The 514-nt window shown below is 62.3% G+C and carries 1 protein-coding gene; it reads left to right on the forward strand.

Annotated features, from left to right (window positions below):
* Nucleotides 1-514 (forward strand): glycine betaine ABC transporter substrate-binding protein (locus FNJ47_RS46575; protein ID WP_283811398.1); only part of this gene is annotated, 514 nt, incomplete at both ends.

The raw sequence follows: 514 nt of genomic DNA on the forward strand, positions 1-514 counted from the left end.
ACTGGTCACGGCCACGCTGATACCTTCGGTGGCACGGGCGCCGTCGACCTACGTCGTCGGCGCCAAAACGTTTGCCGAGCAATATGTGCTCTCCGCGCTGATCGAGCAGCGGCTGCAGGCGGCGCGATTGCAGGCCTCGACGCGCGAAGGCCTCGGCTCCAGCGTGATTTTCCAGGCGCTCGCGGCCAACAACATCGATGTCTATGTGGATTATTCCGGCACGCTGTGGCTCAACCAGTTTCACCGCACCGATATGCCGCCGCGCGAAACATTGCTTGCCGAGTTGAAGAAGATCCTGGCGAAGCAGGACATCACCCTGCTCGGCGCGCTCGGTTTCGAGAACGCTTATGCGCTGGTGATGCCGCGGCACCGCGCCGATGCACTCGCTATTCATTCAATCACTGACCTGGCTGCGCACGCGCCGACGCTGTCGATTGCGGGCGACTACGAGTTCTTCTCGCGCCCCGAATGGACCGCCCTGCAAAAGGCTTACGGCCTCTCATTCCGCACGCAA

The organism is Bradyrhizobium uaiense, assembly GCF_010811875.1.
Classification (GTDB): domain Bacteria; phylum Pseudomonadota; class Alphaproteobacteria; order Rhizobiales; family Xanthobacteraceae; genus Bradyrhizobium; species Bradyrhizobium uaiense.